We start from the raw sequence: 20,719 nt of genomic DNA, 5'->3' as shown, positions 1-20,719 counted from the left end.
TCACGCCCCCCATTTGCCCCCCGAAGGTCTTCAGCGCGCGGCGACACTGCCCACCCGCTTCACCGACCTCGTCGGCATCGAATACCCCGTCGTGCAGACCGGCATGGGCTGGGTGTCCGGTCCCGCACTGACAGCGGCCACCGCCAACGCGGGCGGCCTGGGCATCCTGGCGTCGGCGACGATGACCTTCGCCGAGCTCGAGGCGGCGATCAAGAAGACGAAGTCGTTGACCGACAAGCCGTTCGGGGTGAACATGCGGGCCGACGCCACCGACGCGGCCGACCGGATCGACTTGGTGATTCGGGAGAACGTCAAGGTCGCATCATTTGCCTTGGCTCCTAAGCAGGAGCTGATCGCGAAGCTGAAAGACAATGGCGTAGTGGTCATTCCGTCGATCGGGGCAGCCAAGCACGCGGTCAAGGTGGCCGGCTGGGGCGCCGACGCGGTGATCGTGCAGGGCGGCGAGGGCGGCGGGCACACCGGTCAGGTAGCGACCACGTTGCTGCTGCCGTCGGTGATCGACGCGATCTCGAACGGCAACGGCGGCACCACGATTCCCGTGGTCGCGGCGGGCGGCTTCTTCGACGGCCGCGGTTTGGTGGCAGCGCTGGCCTACGGTGCCGAAGGAGTTGCGATGGGAACGCGGTTCCTGCTCACGAGCGACAGCGCGGTCCCCGACAGCGTCAAGCGCGAGTACCTGCGGCGGGGGCTGGCCGATACTGTCGTATCGACGAAGGTCGACGGCATGCCGCACCGCGTACTGCGTACTCAGTTGGTCGATGCTCTCGAAAGTGGCAGCAAGGCAAAGGCTTTGGTGGCCGCGGCACGCAATGCGAACGACTTCAAACAACTGACCGGCATGCGCTGGACCACCATGCTGCGCGACGGGGCGTCGATGAAGCGTTCCGGCGAGCGGACCTGGCAGCAGATCATCATGGCCGGAAACACCCCGATGCTGCTCAAAGCCGGTCTGGTGGAAGGCAATACGGAGGCGGGTGTGCTGGCGTCGGGTCAGGTGGTCGGCATGATCGACGACCTGCCCAGTTGCGATGCGCTGATCCAGTCGATCATGACCGGGGCGCACGAACGGTTGGAGTCGTTGCGGCGCTTCGGCTAGGTGTAGTCTCCCAATTCTTCTGCGAGGCGTCGCCGGCGCGAGCGCAGCGACGGGGCATAAGGGAATTGGGGGACACCCCCTAAGGCGGATCGGCCGGACTACAGAATGGTCGTCTCCACGCGCGAGCGCCCGGCACGTTTCGCCCGGTACATCGCGGCATCGGCCGCGTCGTAGAGGTCGGCGAGCGGCTGCGAATTCCAGTGTGCCGCTGCGACGCCCACACTCGCGGTGACCGAATGATCGTGGGGACCGTCGAGCGTGAACAAACATGACGCCGCCATCGCGTCGATGTCGGAGGTGCTCGACGCTGCCGCTACGGCGATGAACTCGTCGCCGCCGACGCGCGCGACTCGCCCGTCGGTGACGCCGTCGCTCAGAATCCTCGCGGCCCGCCGCAGCAAGGCGTCGCCGCGAGCATGACCGTTGTCGTCGTTGAACCGTTTGAAACCGTCGAGATCGACCACGATGACGACCAGCCAGTGCGGCGGATCGACCCGGGCCGTCAACGATTTGGTGTACTCGTCGAGGCCACGCCGGTTGAGCAATTTGGTGAGGGGATCAAGCAGTGACTGACCGGTAATCCGCCGCAACCCGATCCGGCCGCCCTCGACCACCGCCTGCACCATCATCGGGATGCCGACGACCGTGGAGAGTGCGGGCGCGACGATGACGTAGAGCAGCGAAGCTGACATTCCGTCGTGAATTCCCCACACGGTGAGTGCCGTGATGACCAGCACACAAAATCCGCAGTGCACCAACAGGACGCGCCAGCCCAGAAGAAAACCGACGAACAGTCCGACCATCCCCATGTGGATTGTCGCAAGCAACCGGGCCTCCGGGCTCGACAGCACCGCGGCACCGACGGTGACCGCGACGTCGGCCCACACCGCGAAGGCGAGAGCCATCCGGTACGACGGCCACGGCAGGCTCACCCACAGCACACCGACGACAAGCGCACTGATGAGCACCACCACTTGAATGGTTCGCATCAGTGGGCCGTGTGGGCCGTACGGATGAAACTGCATCCCCGCACCCAGGACGGCCACAGTCAGACACAGCATCGCTATCGCCCAGCGCAGCATTGTCTGCGATCCGCCGACCCAGCGCAGCGCATTCGTCGCGAATCTGTACTCCGCCCGTCCCGCACGACGCCATTGCTCGCCGTCGAACAGCGCCCGCAACAGCGACGTCAGCGTCGGCGTTGACAGTCGGGGCACAGGATCCGATAGTAGCGGCCGAGGTCGGCCGCCAGACCCTACTTCCGGCCGGTGACCCGCAGCACCGCGGCGATGACCTCGGCGGCCTGCGCGGTGGCGCCCCATTCGTTCGGGTGATACGGAATCGCCCCGCCCGCGTACGGGTTGCCGAGCTGGAAGCCGGAGACCCACGGGAGCAGATCGCACGCGCGGTGCCCGTTGGGTGCGCCGACCAGGGTCGCCCCGGATCGGGCCGCGGCGACCGCGGTGACCCGGACCAATCGGCGGTACTCAGCGGCGAGTTCGGCGGCGCGGTTACCGGGCAACGGGACGGTCACGCATGTCGACCCGTCGTCGTTCAGCACCGGAAGGTATTGCACGAGAAAGACTTTGGCCCCCGGCGCACGCTGGTGGACACCCGCCACGATGTCGATCAGCGCGTTCTCGACCTGCCGGAGCGTCACCGACCGGCGTGCTCCGCGTTGCGGATCGATGGCGGCACCGCAGGCGCGGCCCGCGATCTCACCGACGGCGTCGCCGCCCGGTATCGCGCCGACCGCGCCGCGACAGCTTTCGGCGGTCATCCGGCCGATGTAGTCGATGTCGTTGCCGCCGACGGTGATGGTCACCACCTTCGTCGACGCCGAGACCGCGTCGATCTGCAGGGGCAGATACCGATGGGACCGGCGGAGGAATTGGCGTCGGGAGATGACGTCCGCCGTCGTCGCACCGGAGCAGGTCACGTCGACCAGTCGAAGCCGCAGTGCGGCCGCCACCTGGTGAGGGTAGTTGCGGCCGGACCGCCAACACCCGTGGTCGACGACGGGTGCGATACCCGGGCCCGCCGCGTACGAACTGCCCATCGCGACATAGGTCGCACCGACGCGCAAGCCCACCGGAACAGGCTTGGGAATCTCCCCGGCGAATGCGGTGGTCACTGTCGCGATAACGACGAATACGCAGGCGAGAAGCAGTCGCGTAATCCGGGGCACGCCCAAATCTATCAAACCGTTACCCGAGAATCCGAAACCGGCTACGCGCCACGCGGGCGATTGTGACGCGCGGCACGGCGTCGAATCTCGGCGGCCATCACGTCGTCGAGGAGATCGACGGCGATACAACTCCTGGACGCAACTCCCACGTCGAAGTCCGACATTCGCACCCTTTCGGAAGTTCAGATGGTCACGGCGACCGGTAACGTCGTCGCAGTGGATTTGCGCACGCTACGACGACACCCCGACGTCGAGGGACCCGGGCTGTCTGCGTACGACGCCGCGGATCGGCTGATCCTCGACGAAGCGGCGTCGTCGATCAGTGCCGCACCTGCGGGGACGACGGTGGTTATCGATGACAGTTACGGAGCGCTGGCCTTGAGTGTCGTCGACGCTGGCGGGTCAGACGTGCGTGTTCATCAGGACCTGGTGACCGGTGAGCGAGCGTTGAGCGAGAACGCTGCCCGCTTGGATCTCGGCGGGGCGGCGCGGTCGGGGCCGCTCACCCCCGAACTCGTCGACGGCGCGACGGTGGTTCTGCTGCGCCTTCCCCGCTCGCTCGGTCGTCTCGACGAGGTGGCCGGCCTCATCGGCCGGTACGCCGATCCCGCCGTTCACGTGTTTGCCGGCGGACGGATCAAGCACATGTCCCCGGCGATGAATGATGTTCTGCGGACATACTTCTCACGCGTCGACGTGAGCCACGCACGCCAGAAGTCGCGGGTGCTGACGGCGACCGGACCGTTGCCCGGCGTCGAATCGCGGTGGCCGCAACGCGCCCCGCATTCCGATCTCGGTCTCACGTTGGTGGCCCATGGCGGTGTCTTCGCCGGAACGAAGGTCGACGTCGGCACCAGGTTCCTCCTGGAGCAGCTCGACGCCGCGGTGCCGTCGGCGTCGGGCGCAGTCGATCTGGCCTGCGGGAACGGGATCGTCGGAGCGTGGTTGGCGATGCGCCGCCCGACGATTCTGGTGTCGGCGTGTGATCGGTCGGCGGCCGCGGTGGCGTCGGCGCGCTTGACCGCGACGGCGAACGGCGTCGGCGGACGCGTCGACGTCGTGCAGGCCGACGGCCTCGAGCACCTCGACGACGCGAGCGCCGAGTTGATCGTTCTCAATCCCCCGTTTCACGCCGATGCGGCATTGTCGACGGGCATCGCGACTCACCTATTCGCTGATGCCGCACGGGTTTTGGCACCCGGCGGCGAGTTGTGGTGCGTATGGAATTCACACCTGCGCTATCGGGGTGCGCTGGAACGTATCGTCGGGCCGACGCGGCAGATCGCCCGTAACCCCAAATTCACCGTCACAGCGTCGAGACGCGTCTGATTGAGCCTGCAGATTGCTGCTCCCGCCGCCGGTTGAGCGACGGGTGCTGCTAAAAATTGCTGTGGCACAGTCGGTTTCGTTGGTCTGCGGTGGTGGTTTCGAGTTCCGAAGGTAGGTGAGCAGGTCGCGGGCTCCGCCCAGGAGCCCGAGTCACGTACCCGACGACGCCCGCATCGTCGACGGCGGGGGCGCTCGCACTGTGCAGTAGCCGAACTCCCACGGCGGCAATCCCCTCCTACGGCGGTGGCTGCCGCCGTATTTGCAGGTTACCGCCGTAGGTGTTCGACGAACACAGTGTGAAGGAACCACCGCAGCGAGAAGCCAGGATGTGCGGGCAAATCCCCACGTACCCAACGCCTTTGGTGTCACGACGATTTCGACTCGCTACGCTCGCTCAATCAACGGGAGGGGCGCTTCGGCCGCTGGATCCAGGATCAACGGGAGGGGCGCTGCGGCTCGGTTGAGCCTAGGCTCAATCAACGGGAGGGGCGCTTCGGCTAGGCTCAATCAGCGAATCGTACCGCCGTAGAAGCCCCTGGCTCAGAAAACGGGGCAGCACACCGAAATCCCATCCCGACCTCATCGTCGGTGCGCCCGGCGACGGATGGAAAGTCGCGATGGGACTGCTGCAGACCCGACGCTCCGGGCGCGAAGCCTGTCATCTCAGCGACGCGGATCGACGTGGCGGTAATGCAGATCGATGACCATGTTCGCGTTGGGTTCACTCCGAGCTTCCGTCGGGGCTGTGCGAGAGAATCCCGTCGAGTACGACCGACAGATATTGTTCGGCGATCTGATCGACCGACATCGCACCGCCCGGCCGGTACCACCGGACCGCGACCCACACGGTATCGCGCATGAAGCGGTAGACCAGTTCGATGTTGAGATCGGAGCGGAACTCGCCGTCGGCGACTCCGCGCGCGAGGACGGAATGCCACAGCTGACGGAACTCCTGGTTGCGCTCGCCGATGTAGGCGAAACGTTCTTGTCCGGCAAGGCGTTTGGCCTCGTCTTGGTAGATCGCGACGGCATGATGATCCGCGTCGATCGCCTCGAAGGACGCGACCACCAACTGTCGCAGCGTATCGGCCGCCGACGACTGTGCGGACGCGATCTCTTGGTACCGCGCGAACAACGAGTCGAGGAATCCGCGCAGGAGTTCGTCCACCATCGCCTCCTTGGAGTCGAAATGGTGGTAGAGACTGCCGGACAGGATGCCCGCGGCGTCGGCGATGTCGCGTACTGTCGTCGAGCGGAGCCCCTGCTCGGCGAACATGCGTCCCGCCATCGTCAAGAGTTCGTCGCGACGGCTTGTTCCTGCCGGTGCCTTTGCCATGGACACAATCCTACCAAGCACTTGCTTGGTTTTGCGTTCGGGATCGTAAAGTACCGTCGGACACCAATGAAGCCGCCCTCCACGGCGTTGGAGGGCGGCTTTCGATCTGGCTGAGATCCGATCAGCGCTTAGCGTTGCGCCGCGATGACTTCGCGTTCCAGCGGCGCCACATCTTCATCTGAACTTCGGTCATCTTCTTGTCGCGCGCGGTGAACGGAGGCGACATGAGTTCGGCGAAGTTGATCGGCAGCGTCGAAACGGTGACCGCACGTGCGTGACTGAACGTTTCGAAACCGAACTTGCCGTGGTAGTTGCCCATGCCGCTGCGTCCGACGCCGCCGAACGGCAGGTGGGCACTGAGCAGATGCAGGGCGAAGTCGTTGCCACTGATCGAACCGCTACGGGTGCTGTCGGCGACCGTCTTGAGATTGTCGTTGTCGTCGCCGACCCAGTACAGGGTGAGCGGGTGTGGGTGCGAATTGATCTGGTCGATGGCCTCGCCGATCTCCCGGTAGGGGTAGACGGTGAGCACCGGCCCGAACACTTCATCCTCCTCGATCTTCATGCCGGCCTTGACGTCGGTGAGCAGGGTCGGCGGAATCTTGCGCGCTTGCGCGTCGGGCAGCGTTTCACCGGCCGGAATCACCTGGCGCTTCGTCGCACCGAGCTCCACGGCGTCGTCGATGAGACCGACGATGCGGGTGTAGTTCTTCTCGTTGACGGTCGAGGTGTACTCGCCGTTGTGAGCGATCGTCGGGAAGTTGTTCCTCCACCGTTCGATGACCTTGTCGGAGAATTCGCCGACCTTCGATTCGGGGACGAAGACGTAGTCGGGGCACAGGCAGACCTGTCCACCGTTGACCATGCGAGCGTCGGCGAGGAACTTCGCAGCCTTGGAGATGTCGGCGTCGGGGTCGACGATGGCGGGGTTCTTGCCGCCGAGCTCGAGGGTCACCGGCACGAGGTTCTTGCCGGCCTCAGCCGCAACGGACGCGCCCACCTCGGGTGACCCGGTGAAGAACATGTGGTCGACCTTGAGCTTGGCGAAGTCGGAACCGCCGCCGTGCTTGTTGGTGATGATCGCGAGTTCCTCGATGGAGAAGTAATCGGGGGCGTGCTTGGCGATGACGGCGGTGGTCTTGCCGGTGATCGACGACGGCCGCATCAGAACGCGGTTGCCCGCGGCGAACGCTGCGCCGGCCGGTACGAAGGTGAGCTGGAGCGGGAAGTTCCACGGGCCCATGATGCCGACGACGCCGAGCGGGTCGTGACGCAGTCGTTGCTTGAAGCCGAGCAGTCCCTGCAGCTTGGCCACGTTGGTCTCGGCCATCCACTTGCCGACCGAGCGGCGTTGATGGGTGAGATCGATCATGCAGCCGGCGACGTCGGCGGCGATGGACAGGTCCGCGGGTCGCGACCCGAAGTCGGCGGTGAGCGCCTCGGTGATCTCGTCGGCGTTGTCGAGCAGGAGCGCCTGCAGTCGGTTGATCCGGTCGATGCGGGTGCGCAGGTCGGGGATGCCGTCGCGCAGGTACGCGGCCTGTTGGATCTCGAGCAGTTCGGCAAGCGTGCGATCCTCGGAGGACACTCGCCCCGTAGTCGCGGTACCTGCTTCGGCTGGTTTGGTCATGGGTCGTTCCCCTTGCTCGACATTGATTGGAACAGTTTCTTACAAGTGTTCCAACATTGTATGCGCAAAGTCGATGCAATGTGGACACAGGCGTTGCCAGTTTAGCGCGCGGGGTTGGGTTTGGCCTACGGACGATTGCAATCAGCGACCTCAGGCGCGGCGAGGGGCGGGCTCCCCCGGCGGCAACGTCGGGACCGATTGCAATCAGCACGCTCAGCCGCGGCGAGGGGCCGGCTCCCCCAGCTGCAACGTCGGGGGACGATTGCAATCAGCGACCTCAGGTGCGGCGAGGGCCCGCTCCCTCGGCGGCAACGTCGGGGGACGATTGCAATCAGCACGCTCAGCGGCAGCAAGGGGCCCGGCTCCCTCGGCAGCAACGTCGGGACCGATTGCAATCAGCACACTCAACCGCGGCGCGACGGCGCCATTTCCTACAGGCGTTCGATGATCGTCACGTTGGCGGTGCCGCCGCCCTCGCACATGGTCTGTAGGCCATAGCGGCCGCCAGTGCGCTCCAACTCGTTGAGAAGCGTCGCGAACAGCTTTGCGCCGGTGGCGCCCAGCGGATGACCGAGCGCGATGCCACCGCCGTTCGGGTTGACCTTCGACGGATCGGCATCGGTCTCTTTCAGCCAGGCGAGCACGACGGGCGCGAACGCTTCGTTGATCTCGACGACGTCGATGTCGTCGATGCTCATGCCGCTCTTCTCCAGCGCGTACTTGGTCGCGGGGATCGGCGCCGACAGCATCATGACCGGGTCGTCGCCGCGCACCGAGATGTGGTGAATTCGGGCGCGCGGAGTGAGCCCGTAGCGCTTCAGCGCAGCTTCGGAGACCACCAGCGTCGCCGACGCACCATCGCAGATCTGCGATGCGACGGCCGCGGTCAGATCCGACCCCTCGGCGAGCACGTTGAGCGACGCCATCTTCGCCAGCGACGTTTCCCGGGGGCATTCGTCCACGACGCAGTCGCCGAGCGCGACGTACTCGTTGTCGAATCGCCCGGCGGCGATGGCAGCGCGTGCACGCTCGTGCGACTGCAGGGCCCACTGCTCCATGTCGAGGCGGGTGATGTCCCACTTCTTCGCCATCATGTCCGCGCCGACGAACTGGGAGATCTCGACGTCGCCGAAACGCTCGGTCCAGCCGGGAGACTCAGCGGTCGGCGTGGTGAAGCCGAGTTCACGTCCGGCGATCATCGCCTGGCTGATCGGGATGGCCGACATGTTCTGGACGCCGCCGGCGAGCACGACGTCTTGGGTGCCGCTCATGACTCCCTGCGCGGCGAAATGGATTGCCTGCTGCGACGATCCGCACTGCCGGTCGACAGTGGTGCCGGGTACGCCGAGGGGTTGCCCGGCGGTCAGCCACGCGGTACGGGCGATGTTGCCCGCCTGCGGCCCGACGGTGTCGACGCAGCCGAACACGACGTCGTCGACGACGTCGGGGTCGACCCCGGTGCGGTCGAGGATGGCGTTGATGACGTGGGCGCCGAGGTCGGCGGGGTGCACTTTCGCGAGTGACCCGTTGCGCTTGCCGACGGGGGTGCGCACGGCGTCGACGATGTAGGCCTGTGGGGTTGACATGTGTTGACTCCCTTGATCTTCGGTGACGGGGGCGAGCGCAGCGACGGGAAAATAGTCAGGCGAGCGCAGCGACGGGAAATCAGTCAGGCGAGCGCAGCGGACGGGAAACGCTCAGGCGCGCTGGCTGGAGATCGACACGATCTCGCCGGTGAGGTAGGTGGAGTAGTCGCTGGCGAGCATCGCGATGGTGGCGGCGATCTCCCAGACTTCGGCGGCGCGGCCGTACGCTTCACGGGAGGCGAGCTCGTCGAGGAGCTCATCGCTGGTCACCTTGGCGAGGAACGGATGGCGCGCGATGGACGGCGCGACGGCGTTGATCCGCACACCGAACTCGGCGGCCTCTATCGCGGAGCATCGGGTCAGCGCCATCACTCCGGCTTTGGCTGCGGCGTAATGGGATTGGCTGTGTTGCGCCCGCCACCCGAGCACCGACGCATTGTTGACCAGCACGCCGCCGTGGTCGACGCCACGAAAGTAGCGCAACGCGGCACGCGTAGCCCGGAACGTGCTGTTCAAGGTGACGTCGAGGACGCGGTCCCACTGTTCATCGGTCATGTCGACGACGGGTGTCTCACCGCCGAGCCCGGCGTTGTTGACCAGCACGTCGATCCGGCCCAATTCGTTTGCGGCACCGTCGATCAGAGCGTCGACCTGGGCGGTGCTCGACACATCGCAGACGATGGCGGCGACCTGTTGGCCGGGAAACTCCGCGGTCAACGTGTCGAGGGTCTCGCCGAGGCGGCGCTCGTGGAAGTCGGAGACCACTACGTCGCCGCCTTCGAGGAGAACCCTTCGGGCGCAGGCGAATCCGATGCCGGTACCGGCCGCGGCGGTCACCACGGCCTTCTTGCCCGCGAGCAGACCGTGGCCCGGGATCTCCGTGGGAATCTGCGCCAACGGCGACGTCGGGGCCGATGATGTCATGGGCGTGCCTCTCTGGGTAGTCCGAGCACCCGCTCGGCGATGATGTTGCGCTGCACCTCATTTGATCCGCCGTAGATCGTGTCGGCGCGGGTGAACAGCAGGAGTCGTTGCCATTCGCCGAGTTCGACGGTGGCAGGATCGGCGATGTCGTTGGGGTGGCCTTCGGTGGTGGCCGACGGTCCGATGAGTGCAGGCGCGCCGACGACGTCGACCGCCAGCTGTCCGAGCTCGCGATGCCAGTTGGCCCACAACAGTTTTGCGACCGACGCCGCGCCTGCCTCGCTCACGATGTCACCGGCGCCGGGAGCGGAGCGAGCGGGCCGATTGTTACCGGCGTCGGGAGCGGAGCGAGCGGACCGACTACTACCGCCGAGCGTGCGCTGGGCGTGGGCGCGCATGACACGCAGCCCGATCCGGGCGCGGGTCAGTCGCGATGCGATCTCCGGATTGCTCACGGCGCCATTGGCTTTCGCTACCGCAATCACGGCGTCGAGCTCGCGGGCGAAGCCCACCTGCTGCCCCAGCGTCGACACGCCGCGTTCGAACTGCAGCAGTCCCATCGCGACTTTCCATCCGTCGCCGGGCGCACCGACGATGAGGTCGGCGTCGGTGACGGCGTCGTCGAAGAACACTTCGTTGAATTCCGAAGTGCCGGTAAGCTGTTGGATCGGGCGGACCGTGACGCCGTCCTGGTCGATGGGCACCAGCAGGAAGCTCAGCCCGGCGTGGCGCGACGATCCCTTTTCACTGCGGGCGACGACGAATACCCATTGTGCGACATGGGCAAGCGACGTCCAGACCTTCTGCCCGTTGACAATCCACTTGTCGCCGTCGAGCACGGCGGTGGTCGAGACGCCGGCGAGGTCGGAGCCGGCGCCCGGCTCGGAGTAGCCCTGCGCCCACAGCTCGGTGACGTTGACGATGCCCGGCAGGAAACGCGCCTTCTGTTCTTCGGTTCCGTACTCGATCAGCGTCGGGCCGAGGAGTTCTTCGCCGAGGTGGTTGACGCGGGCGGGCGCGTCGGCGCGGGCGTATTCCTCGTGGAAGATGATGCGCTGTTCGATGGTCGCGCCGCGGCCGCCGTATTCGGCGGGCCAGCCGAGACAGGTCCAGCCCGACGCCGCGAGGTGTCGATCCCAGGCGAGTCGTTGAGCGAAGAATTCGTGTTCGCTGCCCGGTCCGCCGCGGCCTTTGAGTGCGGCGAAGTCGCCGGCGAGATGTTCGGCGAGCCACAGGCGCACCGCAGCGGCGAAGAGTTCAGTCGCGTTCGGCGTCACCGCAGCCCATTCGCCGAGATCCACGCTGCGATCGGCGAGATTGATCTGGGTCATGACAGCTAGCATAAACTACCAAGCGCTTGCTAGGTTAGTGCGATGGAGGAGTACCCGACCACGACGCCCGCAGCACTCAACCGGGCGGCCGAACGCTGGCCCGACGGTGCGGCCGTCGTCGACCACCAGTGGGGCGATCCCGTGACGCTGACCTGGGCCGACCTGCGCAACCGCGTCCGTGAATTCGCTGCGGCGCTGGTCAACTACGGTGTCGCACATGGCGATCGGGTGGCCATCTGGGCCCCGAACAGCTACCACTGGCCGATCGCCGCCCTCGGCGTTCACTACGCCGGCGGAGTCTTGGTTCCGCTCAACTCGCGCTACACCCTCACCGAGGCCGTCGACATCATCGATCGATCCGGGGCGCGGACCGTCGTCGTCGCCGGCGCGTTCCTCGGTACCGACCATCTCGCCGACCTCGTCGGCGCCCATACCGGCCGTACCCTGATCCGCGCCCCGCTCGATTCGGCGCAGCCGTGCCCGCCGTCGGCCATCGACTGGCCCGACTTCGTCGGTTCCCCCTCGACCGCCGACCTCGCCGTCGCCGACGACCGCGCCGACGCCGTCGCGCCCGACGACCTCTCCGACATCCTGTTCACGTCGGGCACCACCGGACTCCCCAAAGGTGTGCTCGCCGAGCACCGGCACACCATGGCCGGGGCGTACGGCTGGGCGTCGAACGGCGAGATGACCGACGCCGACCGCTATCTCATGGCCAACCCGTTCTTCCACACCTTCGGTTACAAGGCCGGCATCCTGCCGTGTGTGCTGTTCGGGTCGACGATGCTCCCGCTGGCCGTCTACTCCCCCACCGAGGCGATGAAACTCGTTGCGGCACAACGTGCGACCATCTTCCCCGGCGCCCCGACCATCTTCCAGACCATCCTCGACGACCCCGCGCGCACCGAGCACGACCTATCGTCGTTGCGGCTGATCGTCACCGGGGCGACCATCGTGCCGGTGGTCCTCGTCGAGCGCCTGCAGACCGACCTCGGCGTCGACACCGTGATCACCGCCTACGGGCAAACCGAGACGAGCGGTTTCATCACGACGTGCCGGCCCGACGACGACGACGTCACCGTCGCCACCACCTGCGGCCGCGCGTACCCGGGCATGGAGGTGCGCATCGGCGAGCAGGGTGAAGTGCTCGCGCGCGGTCGGATGGTGATGCGCGGCTACCTCGACGACCCCGACGCCACGGCGTCGACCATCGACCCCGACGGCTGGCTGCACACCGGCGACGTCGGGACGCTCGACGACCGCGGCAACCTGAAAATCACCGACCGACTCAAGGACATGTACATCTGCGGCGGCTTCAACGTGTATCCGGCCGAGGTGGAGCAGACCCTGTCACGGATCCTCGGCGTCACCGAGGTCGCGGTGATCGGCGTCGACGACGACCGGCTCGGCGAGGTGGGGCGGGCCTACCTCACGCTGCTACCCGACGCCGACGTCACCGAGGCGTCGGTCGTGGCCTACGCGAAAGAACACCTCGCCAATTTCAAGGTGCCGCGATCGGTGGTCGTCGTCGACGCGCTGCCGCGCAACGCGTCGGGCAAGATCCTCAAGCGCGAGCTGACATAGCGTGGTATGGGATGCGCCATACTTCGCCGGAGGCACTAACGCGCAGGTAGATCAAGTGGGTAACGTTGATAGCCATGAGTGACCCGACCCGCCCCAATCCTTGGCAATACATCACCTACTGCTACGGCCGCACGCTTCCCGCTTCGATGCACGACTGGGTACGTAACGACTTGGCCGGTCCGGGCGCCGCTCGACGTACGGTGATCCGCAACGTGATTCCGGTCCTCATTCTGCTCGTCATCCTGTTGCTGTGCTTCCCCAACGCCACCCCGCTGGTGCAGTTGACGATGACGCTGCCGATTCTGCTGCCGTTCATCTACTTCGCCGTCGTGCTCAACAAGTTCTATCGCAAGGCGCGACTGAAGAGGCACGGACTCGACACCGAGCTGGTCCACGAGATCGAGTTGGCCAAGACCGCCGACGCCCGCGCCGAGTACGAGGCACGGCACGGGCGCCGGCTGCAGAAGTAGCGGCCTTACGCGAGCGGCTTGACCAGCGGGAACAGAATGGTCTCGCGAATGCCCAGCCCGGTCAGTGCCATCAGCAGCCGATCGATGCCCATGCCGGTCCCCGCCGTCGGAGGCATGCCGTACTCCATCGCGGCGAGGAACTCCTCGTCGAGGACCATCGCCTCATCATCACCGGCCGCGGCCAGCCGCGCCTGATCGACGAACCGCTCACGCTGGATGATCGGATCGACCAGCTCGGAATACCCCGTCGCGAGCTCGAAACCGCGCACGTAAAGGTCCCACTTCTCGACGACGCCGCGCTGCGACCGATGCGACCGCACCAGCGGCGACGTCTCGACCGGGAAGTCCCGGACGAACACCGGCTGCGACAGCCCGTGTCCGACGGTGTGCTCCCACAGTTCTTCGACGAGCTTGCCGTGGCCGTATCCCTTGCCCGTGGGGACCTCCAACCCGACTTTCGTGGCAAGCGCGAGCAGCTCGTCGACGGTGGCGTCGGGAGTGATCTCCTCGCCGACCGCCTCCGACAGCGACGGGTACATCGACACCGACATCCACTCGCCGGACAGGTCGTACTCGGAGCCGTCCGGCATCGTCGGGGTGAGCGTGTCGAGCGCTCCCAGCGAAACCTGTTGCACCAGTTCACGAGTCATCACGGCGGCGTCGTCGTAGGTGCCGTAGGCCTGGTAGGTCTCCAGCATCGCGAACTCCGGCGAGTGCGTGGAGTCGGCGCCCTCGTTGCGGAAGTTGCGGTTGATCTCGAAGACGCGGTCGATGCCGCCCACGACGGCGCGCTTGAGGAACAGCTCCGGCGCGATACGCAGGTAGAGGTCGATGTCGAAGGCGTTCGAGTGCGTCACGAACGGCCGGGCCGCGGCACCGCCGTGCAGCGTCTGCAGCATCGGCGTCTCGATCTCCAGGAAGTCCCTGTCCGCCAACGCCTTTCGCAATTCCGCCAGCACCGCGACGCGGGTGCGCGCGATGGAGCGGGCCTCCGGGCGCACGATGAGGTCGACGTAGCGCTGCCGGACCCGTGACTCCTCGTTCATCTCCTTGTGTGCGACGGGCAACGGCCGCAACGCTTTTGACGCCATCTCCCAGCGGTCGGCCAGCACCGAGAGCTCACCGGTGCGCGAGCTGATCACCTGACCGTGCACGAAGACGATGTCGCCGAGGTCGACGTCGGACTTCCACCGGGCGAGTTCCTCCTCGCCCACGCCGTTGAAGCTGACCATCGCCTGCAACTGCGTGCCGTCACCGTCTTGCAGCGTCGCGAAGCAGAGCTTGCCCTTGTTGCGCAAGAAGATGATTCGGCCGGCGACGCCCACGTTCACGCCGGTTTCGGCGCCTGCTTCCAGGTCGGTAAACTCGGTGCGGATCTGCGCCAGGCTGTGGTTGCGTTCGACGGCGACCGGGTACGCTTCGCGGCCGTCGGCCAGGATGCGCTCACGCTTCTCGCGGCGAATCCGCAGCTGTTCGGGGGTGTCGTCGGCGGTGTCACGAGTCGCGTCGGTCTGATTGCTCACGACTTGCCACAATACCGGTGGCGGTGCGCGCAACCCGCACTAGATGATTGATTCGGCGGTGATCCAGTGGGCCGGTCGGTGACTCTCGCCCGGGCGCTTAGGAAATCTGCAGATAGTTGTCCCGCCAGACAACGATTTCCCGGCGCCCGCCCGGAATCACTCATCTACCGTCTCGTGCTGGGAACACTGGTGGTGTGTCGCACTTAACAGCTGTATGACCGTTGCGGTCCTCTGCCGGTTGAGCGAGCGCAGCGAGTCGAAACCCCCACCGGCCGGGCAATGACGAACCCCGCAGCGTCACAGTGGCTTCGACTCGGCTTCGCCTCACTCAACCAGCAGGATACGGCGAAGCACGGTGCGCGCAACATATCAGTACTATTAGCCACGACGCACCACCAGCCGACTGTCGCACTTAACAGCTGTATGACCGTTGCCCTCCTCTGCCGGTTGAGCGAGCGCAGCGAGTCGAAACCCCCACCGGCCGGGCAATGACGAAACCCCCAGCGTCACAGTGGCTTCGACTCGGCTTCGCCTCGCTCAACCAGCAGGATGCGGCGAAGCAGGGTGCGCAAGATATCAATACCATTAGGCGCGACGCACCACCAGCCGACTGTCGCACTTGACGAGTTGTATGACGTTGCGTTCCCCTGCCGGTTGAGCGAGCGCAGCGAGTCGAAACCCGCCGGCCGGGCAATGACCCAACCCGCAGCGTCACAGCGGTTTCGACTCGGCTTCGCCTCGCTCAACCAGCAGGATACGGCGAAGCAGGGCTGCGCGCAGCATATCAGTACTATTAGCCGCGACACTCACTAGTGGCGTGTCGCACTTAAAAGATTGTGTGGCGTTGCTGTCCTCTGCCGGTTGAGCGAGCGCAGCGAGTCGAAACCCGCCGGCCGGGCAATGACGCAACCCGCAGCGTCACAGTGATTTCGACTCGGCTTCGCCTCGCTCAACCAGCAGGATACGGCGACGCAGGGTGCTCAAGATATCAATCCTATTAGCCGCGACAACCACTAGTGTGCGGAGATCATCGCCAGTTCGGCGGGCGACACGGAACCGTTGATCCGTTCGCTGCACATTCGGCGATGTCCGCCGACGACGAACCGCGCGCCGAGGACGCCGCGGGCCTGCAGATGCCAGGCGAGCCACTCGGCGTCGTGGCCGTCGTCGCTGATCAGCAGCCACCGCGCACCGGGCGCGGCGATACGCAGGGCGTCGGGGCCGCCGGGAGTGAGACGGTCGAGCACGGCGTCGGCGGGGACGGCGACGGCACCGAACACGACGCCGTCCCGCTCACGCACAGCTTGGCTGCGAATGTCGACGGCGACAGCGCCCGCGGCGACGTGGCGGTGATAGTCGCCCGCCGGAACCGAAAGCGGTGGCATACCGCCGGAGCGGCCGGAGGGGCGGAAGGTAGCGAACGCGGATAACGCAGAAGGGGCCGCGAGGGTGGCGGTCATGAGAGAAACCTCGGGAATGATCGAGACGGAACTGGGGGCGTCGAAGAGGGCCGCCGCATACGCGGACTAGCCCTGACAACACTCCTGACAGCTCTTGATCACGCAGACAGTCTGTCATATCGGCGCGCTGCGCACCAGCCTTAGAATCATTCACACGCGTTAATCGAGTGTTCGCGATCGGCTCGACGAGTTGTCGGTGTCATCGGCTACTGTCTAGTGGCCGCGCTTGCTATGCGGTGAAAATCCGTTCTTCGCTTCTACAAAGACAGGTGGATCTTCAAACCATGGGTGACACACTCAACGTCGGCGATCGTCTCGGTACCGGCCAGTCCCTAACCTCGACAAACGACGCCTACCAGCTGATTCTGCAGGACGACGGCAACCTCGTTCTGATCGATCAGGGCAATCCGGTGTGGTCCACCAAGACCAACGGCAGTGGCGTCGTGCGCGCGACCCTGCAGGAAGACGGCAACTTCGTGCTGTACAACGGCGCGGACGAGGGCATCTGGTCCACCAAGACCGACGGCAACACCGGCGTACGACTCGTCCTGCAGAACGACCGCAACGTGGTCGTCTACGCCGGCGACGCCGCCCTGTGGGCCTCCGACACCGTCACCGACTCGCCGATCCCCGAGGCCGCCGAAGTGCCGGCGCCGGCCGCTCCGGCACCGGCTCCCAAGGTCACCCATACCGTCGTCCCCGGCGACACTCTGTGGGGGCTGGCCGAGCAGTACCTCGGCGACGGCAACCGCTACGGCGAGATCGCTGCCTTCAACAACATCCCCAACCCCGATCTGATCAACGTCGGACAGGTCATCACCATCCCGTGACGTGATCTCTCGCTGTCGAGACAATGCTGGGCCGGAAGGTGAATCACCTTCCGGCCCAGTATTTTCGGGATTCATCGGCCGATCGTCAGCCGCGTCGACGCTCCTTGCCGCGCTCATGCACTCGACGCAGTCCGTCGAGAGTCAGCTCGGAAACATGGTCGGTGAGCGTCTCGCATTCGTCGTACATCAGCGGTGCGAGGAAGCCCGTCGCGACGACATGCACGTCGTCGGCGTCGAAACCCGGGACCTCGTCACGCATGCGATCCACCAGGGCGTCGACCTGCCCGGCGAATCCGTAGATGATTCCGGACTGGAGCGCTTCGGTGGTGTTCTTGCCGACCACGCTACGTGGAGCCCGTAATTCGGTGCGGCGCAACGTGACCGTGTGTTCGGCCAGCGCTTCGACGGCGAGGTTGACGCCGGGAGCGATTGCACCGCCGAGGAATTCACCCCGCGCCGACACGGCGTCGACGACGGTTGCGGTGCCGAACGCCACGACGATCGCCGGTCCGCCGAATCTGCCGTGTGCCGCAAGGGCATTCGCGACGCGATCGGCGCCGACCTCCTTGGGATTGTCGACCAGCAGTGGCACTCCGGTGCGCACACCGGGCTCCAACAGCGCGTGCGGGCCGTTGCCGAAGTGTTTGCCGACCATCACCCGCATCTCGCGCGTCAACGACGGCACCGTCGAGAGTCCGGCGACAGCGGTGACCTGCTCGACGTCGGAGCCGAGGAGACCGCGGATCGACATCGCCAGCTCATCGGCGGTGTAGTGCGGGTCGGTGTGAATCCGCCAGTCGTGCACCAACTTCGCGTGATCGCCGAGTCCTGCGAAGACACCGAGGTGGATGTTGGTGTTGCCGACGTCGACGGTGAGCAGCATGACCGGAGTCTAGACGGTGACCGGGATGCGGGGGTCGAGCAAACCGGAATCGAGCGGTACGTCGGCGGGATCGGTGCCCTGGGTGAGCACCTTGTTGTCGGCGTCGACGAAGACCACGTGCGGCGCGTAGTCGAGGACTTCCTGTTCGCTCATGATGCCGTAGGCGATGATGATGACGAGGTCTCCGGGATGAACGAGATGTGCTGCGGCACCGTTGATTCCGATGACGCCCGTGCCGCGTTCGCCGGCGATGGCGTAGGTCTCCAGTCGTGCGCCGTTGTCGATGTCGACGATCGTCACCTGCTCGCCCTCGCGGAGGTCGGCGGCGTCGAGCAGGTCGGCGTCGATGGTGACCGATCCGACGTAATGCAGGTCGGCCTGCGTGACGGTGGCCCGATGGATCTTCGAGGTCATCATTGTGCGAAACATGTTCTGTCCTTTTCCTTTTCGTCGATTGGTCGCATTCGCCTATTAGTCGCGTACCGTCTATTGGTCGCGCAGCGAGATGCCGATCGCGACTCCGACGTTGTCGAGCAGTCGGGTGTTTCCGAAGCGTGCGGCGATGAGGAGCCGGCCATCGCCCTGGGCCGGTGGATCCTCCAGTTGGCGGCCGCGTACGGCGAGGTAGTCGACCTCGATCTGCGGGAACGAATCCAGAACCTGTTGTGCGGCAGCGAGAATCGCGTCCTCGCCGCCCTGCGCCGCGTACGCGCCCGCTACCAGCGCGGCCGACAGCGTCGTCGCGAGTTCGCGTTGCTCGGCGTCGAGGTTGCGATTGCGCGATGAGAGTGCGAGGCCGTCGGACTCCCGAACCGTTGGCACCCCGACGATTTCGACGTTGAGATCGAGGTCGGTGACCATCTGTCGGACGAGCACCAGTTGCTGGTAGTCCTTCTCCCCGAAGTACGCGGCGTCGGGCGCCGCGATGTTGAGCAGCTTCAGCACGACGGTGAGCATTCCCGCGAAATGCGTTGGCCGCGAAGCCGCTTCGAGGATTTCCCCAGCGGGTCCGGGATACACCGTGGTGCGCGGCCCATTGGGATACATGTCCGCCGCCGTCGGCGCGAAAACCAGTTCGACGCCGAGTGCGCGGAGCATCTCGACGTCGGCGTCGAAGGTGCGCGGGTAGGCGTCGAGGTCTTCCCCGGCGCCGAACTGCAGCGGATTGACGAAGATCGACACGATGACGACGGTATTGCCGTGCGACTTGGCGGTGCGCACGAGTTCGAGGTGCCCCTCGTGCAGGGCGCCCATCGTCGGGACGAGGGCGATGCGCTTACCGGTGGCGCGCAGGGCACGACTGATCCGGTTGATCTGTGCCGGGTCGTGGTGGACCGTCAACTGCCCCGGCGTGAACGGGCGTGCCTGCTCGGCGTTCGTCATCGATTCTCCGTATCGTTTCGGCCTGCTCGCGACAGGAGGTCGCGCAGCTTCGGTGGCGCGTCCGCGTAGACCGCGGCGCGGTTGGCTGAGGCGATGTAGGCGGCGGGGATCCCCGCGGTGATCCCGGTGTCGGGTAGTTCGCGCAGTGCGGCGAGGTGCGCCGCGACAGCGTCGGCGTCGCCGCGGGCGACCGGCCCGGTGAGTGCCGCGGGTCCCAGGTCGAGGACGTTGCTCAGGGCCGCGGTGACCAGCGGTCCCAGGATGGCGTTGGCGGCGCGGACCGGCGGTTCGTCGTGGTAGGCGGCACCGCGCGCAACGGCGACGTCGAGGATGGCGAGGGCGTCGCTGATGAGCGCGACCAGGTGATTGGCGCCGTGGGCGAGCGCCGCGTGATAGAGGGTGCGGTCGGCCTCGGCGATGCGGACCGGTTGACCACCGATCTCGTAGACGAGTGATTGTGCGATCGTGTAACCGATCTCGTCGGCCGCCGTGATGCCGAAACAGGACGTGGCGAGGCGGTTGGTGTCGTCGACGCCGCCGACGAAGGTCATCGCGGGATGCACTGCCAGGGCAAGCGCGCCCAGGTCCGACAGGGGTGCGAGGATTCCCACGCCGTGCGCACCCGCGGTATGCAGCACGACGGTGCCGCGTCGAAGTGCCCCGCCGGCTGCGATCTGCCCGACGACCGTCGGGAGCACGGCGTCGGGGACCGCGATGACAAGCAGTTCCGACCGTGCGACGACCTGGTCGAGCGGAAGAATCTGCGATTCCGGGAGCCTGGCCGCGGCCCGCTCGCGCGACGCCGTCGACGATGCCACAACTGCCCCGACGACATGTCCGGCTCGTTCTAGCGCTTCGGCGATCGCGGTGCCGACCCGACCGGCGGAAACAACGCCGACAGCGAGGCGCGCGGGCGCCAATCCGTCCGCGCGCATGCCAGCAGAAAATCGGTCCGGTGTGCTCACCGTGGTCCCTTCGTTCCGTTCCAGTCCCGCTCCGCGGGTACCAGACGTCCACGACGAGGATAGGCGGTCGGCGAGCGATGTGGTTGAAGGTGTGATGTGAGTAACTGGGCAGATTGCAATCGGCAGGGTGGGTCGCAGCGAGGGAGTGGCTCCCTCGGCGCGGGTGACGGGGCCGAATGC

18 protein-coding genes are annotated in these 20,719 nt (G+C 66.1%); 5 read left to right on the top strand and 13 right to left on the bottom strand.

Annotated elements, in window-relative coordinates:
• Positions 1-13: 13 nt before the first annotated feature.
• Entirely contained in the window at positions 14-1,117 is a 1,104-nt protein-coding gene (locus tag HH308_RS26630; RefSeq protein ID WP_170197310.1) for an NAD(P)H-dependent flavin oxidoreductase, read from the top strand.
• A gap of 98 nt (positions 1,118-1,215) precedes the next feature.
• Here HH308_RS26630 and HH308_RS26625 read toward each other — a convergent pair whose 3' ends face one another.
• Together HH308_RS26625 and HH308_RS26620 are read right to left on the bottom strand one after the other, a co-directional pair.
• A complete protein-coding gene (locus HH308_RS26625) occupies positions 1,216-2,334 on the bottom strand; it encodes a GGDEF domain-containing protein (RefSeq protein ID WP_170197309.1) in 1,119 nt (372 codons plus the stop codon).
• A 38-nt stretch (positions 2,335-2,372) separates the two neighbouring features.
• On the bottom strand, positions 2,373-3,251 hold the full coding sequence (locus HH308_RS26620; RefSeq protein WP_170197308.1) for an SGNH/GDSL hydrolase family protein: 879 nt from the start codon (positions 3,249-3,251) through the stop codon (positions 2,373-2,375).
• A gap of 240 nt (positions 3,252-3,491) precedes the next feature.
• Here HH308_RS26620 and HH308_RS26615 point away from each other — a divergent pair, with 240 nt between their 5' ends.
• Positions 3,492-4,634, top strand: coding sequence for a class I SAM-dependent methyltransferase (locus HH308_RS26615; RefSeq protein ID WP_170197307.1), 1,143 nt, complete (start codon positions 3,492-3,494; stop codon positions 4,632-4,634).
• Between the two features lie 721 nt (positions 4,635-5,355).
• Here the strand turns inward: HH308_RS26615 and HH308_RS26610 are convergent.
• The 5 genes from HH308_RS26610 to HH308_RS26590 all read right to left on the bottom strand — a co-directional run bounded on the left by HH308_RS26610 (position 5,356) and on the right by HH308_RS26590 (position 11,441).
• Entirely contained in the window at positions 5,356-5,970 is a 615-nt protein-coding gene (locus tag HH308_RS26610) for a TetR/AcrR family transcriptional regulator (RefSeq protein ID WP_170197306.1), read from the bottom strand.
• A 121-nt stretch (positions 5,971-6,091) separates the two neighbouring features.
• Positions 6,092-7,600 (bottom strand): aldehyde dehydrogenase family protein, encoded by a 1,509-nt coding sequence (locus HH308_RS26605; protein ID WP_170197305.1) that lies wholly within the window; start codon positions 7,598-7,600, stop codon positions 6,092-6,094.
• A gap of 431 nt (positions 7,601-8,031) precedes the next feature.
• Positions 8,032-9,186, bottom strand: coding sequence for an acetyl-CoA C-acetyltransferase (locus HH308_RS26600; protein ID WP_170197304.1), 1,155 nt, complete (start codon positions 9,184-9,186; stop codon positions 8,032-8,034).
• Positions 9,187-9,297: 111 nt separating this feature from the next.
• Positions 9,298-10,110 (bottom strand): SDR family oxidoreductase, encoded by an 813-nt coding sequence (locus tag HH308_RS26595; protein WP_170197303.1) that lies wholly within the window; start codon positions 10,108-10,110, stop codon positions 9,298-9,300.
• Complete coding sequence (locus HH308_RS26590; RefSeq protein ID WP_170197302.1) at positions 10,107-11,441, bottom strand: acyl-CoA dehydrogenase family protein; 1,335 nt, start codon at positions 11,439-11,441, stop codon at positions 10,107-10,109. Before HH308_RS26590 ends, HH308_RS26595 begins: the two co-directional genes overlap by 4 nt.
• 42 nt (positions 11,442-11,483) lie before the next feature.
• Here HH308_RS26590 and HH308_RS26585 point away from each other — a divergent pair, with 42 nt between their 5' ends.
• The gene (locus HH308_RS26585) at positions 11,484-13,025 is read left to right on the top strand and encodes a FadD3 family acyl-CoA ligase (protein ID WP_170197301.1); all 1,542 of its coding nucleotides are present in this window, start codon (positions 11,484-11,486) and stop codon (positions 13,023-13,025) included.
• Between the two features lie 74 nt (positions 13,026-13,099).
• Positions 13,100-13,495: a DUF5313 family protein gene (locus HH308_RS26580; protein WP_170197300.1), complete on the top strand. Its 396-nt coding sequence runs from the start codon at positions 13,100-13,102 to the stop codon at positions 13,493-13,495.
• Between the two features lie 5 nt (positions 13,496-13,500).
• On the opposite strand, the gene lysS is transcribed toward HH308_RS26580, so the two are convergent.
• Positions 13,501-15,018 carry a lysine--tRNA ligase gene (gene lysS, locus HH308_RS26575; protein ID WP_170197299.1) on the bottom strand — a complete coding sequence of 506 codons (1,518 nt, stop codon included), beginning with the start codon at positions 15,016-15,018 and terminating at the stop codon, positions 13,501-13,503.
• Between the two features lie 1,013 nt (positions 15,019-16,031).
• Positions 16,032-16,478 carry a rhodanese-like domain-containing protein gene (locus HH308_RS26570; protein WP_170197298.1) on the bottom strand — a complete coding sequence of 149 codons (447 nt, stop codon included), beginning with the start codon at positions 16,476-16,478 and terminating at the stop codon, positions 16,032-16,034.
• A gap of 284 nt (positions 16,479-16,762) precedes the next feature.
• Here HH308_RS26570 and HH308_RS26565 point away from each other — a divergent pair, with 284 nt between their 5' ends.
• Entirely contained in the window at positions 16,763-17,308 is a 546-nt protein-coding gene (locus tag HH308_RS26565; protein ID WP_170197297.1) for a LysM peptidoglycan-binding domain-containing protein, read from the top strand.
• A gap of 85 nt (positions 17,309-17,393) precedes the next feature.
• Here HH308_RS26565 and HH308_RS26560 read toward each other — a convergent pair whose 3' ends face one another.
• From HH308_RS26560 to HH308_RS26545, 4 genes are read right to left on the bottom strand one after another with little or no spacing between them, the layout of a single operon-like run.
• Positions 17,394-18,191, bottom strand: a complete 798-nt coding sequence (locus tag HH308_RS26560) for a type III pantothenate kinase (protein WP_170197296.1) — start codon at positions 18,189-18,191, stop codon at positions 17,394-17,396.
• 9 nt (positions 18,192-18,200) lie between these two features.
• Positions 18,201-18,620, bottom strand: coding sequence for an aspartate 1-decarboxylase (panD, locus tag HH308_RS26555; RefSeq protein WP_170197295.1), 420 nt, complete (start codon positions 18,618-18,620; stop codon positions 18,201-18,203).
• 57 nt (positions 18,621-18,677) lie between these two features.
• Complete coding sequence (gene panC / locus HH308_RS26550) at positions 18,678-19,574, bottom strand: pantoate--beta-alanine ligase (protein ID WP_170197294.1); 897 nt, start codon at positions 19,572-19,574, stop codon at positions 18,678-18,680.
• Positions 19,571-20,509 carry a Rossmann-like and DUF2520 domain-containing protein gene (locus HH308_RS26545; RefSeq protein WP_170197293.1) on the bottom strand — a complete coding sequence of 313 codons (939 nt, stop codon included), beginning with the start codon at positions 20,507-20,509 and terminating at the stop codon, positions 19,571-19,573. The genes panC and HH308_RS26545 overlap by 4 nt, the downstream gene beginning before the upstream one ends.
• Between the last annotated feature and the right edge of the window lie 210 nt (positions 20,510-20,719).

Origin of the sequence: Gordonia asplenii (genome assembly GCF_012933505.1) — a bacterium.
Classification (GTDB): Bacteria; Actinomycetota; Actinomycetes; order Mycobacteriales; family Mycobacteriaceae; genus Gordonia; species Gordonia asplenii.
The sequence above is the reverse complement of the archived record's forward strand: the minus strand, read 5'-3'. Positions and strand labels throughout refer to the sequence as shown.

Bases quoted from the DNA above. Each gene is read 5' to 3' on its own strand.
- HH308_RS26615 (WP_170197307.1), top strand. From the start codon at position 3,492: ATGGTCACGGCGACCGGTAACGTCGTCGCAGTGGATTTGCGCACGCTA.
- HH308_RS26610 (WP_170197306.1), bottom strand. From the start codon at position 5,970: ATGGCAAAGGCACCGGCAGGAACAAGCCGTCGCGACGAACTCTTGACG.
- HH308_RS26605 (WP_170197305.1), bottom strand. From the start codon at position 7,600: ATGACCAAACCAGCCGAAGCAGGTACCGCGACTACGGGGCGAGTGTCC.
- HH308_RS26600 (WP_170197304.1), bottom strand. From the start codon at position 9,186: ATGTCAACCCCACAGGCCTACATCGTCGACGCCGTGCGCACCCCCGTC.
- HH308_RS26595 (WP_170197303.1), bottom strand. From the start codon at position 10,110: ATGACATCATCGGCCCCGACGTCGCCGTTGGCGCAGATTCCCACGGAG.
- HH308_RS26590 (WP_170197302.1), bottom strand. From the start codon at position 11,441: ATGACCCAGATCAATCTCGCCGATCGCAGCGTGGATCTCGGCGAATGG.
- HH308_RS26585 (WP_170197301.1), top strand. From the start codon at position 11,484: ATGGAGGAGTACCCGACCACGACGCCCGCAGCACTCAACCGGGCGGCC.
- HH308_RS26580 (WP_170197300.1), top strand. From the start codon at position 13,100: ATGAGTGACCCGACCCGCCCCAATCCTTGGCAATACATCACCTACTGC.
- HH308_RS26570 (WP_170197298.1), bottom strand. From the start codon at position 16,478: ATGACCGCCACCCTCGCGGCCCCTTCTGCGTTATCCGCGTTCGCTACC.
- HH308_RS26565 (WP_170197297.1), top strand. From the start codon at position 16,763: ATGGGTGACACACTCAACGTCGGCGATCGTCTCGGTACCGGCCAGTCC.
- HH308_RS26560 (WP_170197296.1), bottom strand. From the start codon at position 18,191: ATGCTGCTCACCGTCGACGTCGGCAACACCAACATCCACCTCGGTGTC.
- panD (WP_170197295.1), bottom strand. From the start codon at position 18,620: ATGTTTCGCACAATGATGACCTCGAAGATCCATCGGGCCACCGTCACG.
- panC (WP_170197294.1), bottom strand. From the start codon at position 19,574: ATGACGAACGCCGAGCAGGCACGCCCGTTCACGCCGGGGCAGTTGACG.
- HH308_RS26545 (WP_170197293.1), bottom strand. From the start codon at position 20,509: ATGCGCGCGGACGGATTGGCGCCCGCGCGCCTCGCTGTCGGCGTTGTT.